The sequence below is a fragment of the Stenotrophomonas maltophilia group sp. RNC7 genome, assembly GCF_030910085.1.
GTDB lineage: Bacteria > Pseudomonadota > Gammaproteobacteria > Xanthomonadales > Xanthomonadaceae > Stenotrophomonas > Stenotrophomonas sepilia.
In genome coordinates, this window is sequence record NZ_JAVFVN010000298.1 from 1 (window position 1) to 358 (window position 358).

General features: G+C 34.6%; 1 pseudogene. It reads left to right on the forward strand.

What is annotated here, in order from left to right:
* Positions 1 to 188 (forward strand): annotated as a pseudogene (locus RCF13_RS05130) (hypothetical protein); the annotation flags it as partial.
* Between the last annotated feature and the right edge of the window lie 170 nt (positions 189 to 358).

Consider the following 358-nt stretch of genomic DNA (forward strand, 5'->3'; position numbering starts at 1 on the left):
TTTTTGACAACCTAAAACTGATGCTAGAGGGAGAAATCTTTGCAAACAACGGTAAAAAAGAAGCGGCAGACAAGGCGGAGGAACTAGGAATTCTCTCTGCAAGGGATTACTTTAACTTATCTTCTAAGGATGAAGCGCGCCACGCAAGAATGCTAGAAGGAATATTAAAGCGTTTCGATAAACTTTAATATAAAGGGAATTTTTTATTCAGTATTATAAAATCAATGATCATATAAAAAATAGGAGCAGCTTGGCTGTTCCTATTTTAGTTTATTTCTATATTTTTTATTCTTGAGGAGAACGGCTTTTAGCAGCCCATTGATCTAATTTTTCCATGGTCAATCGATAGGTTTCTTTT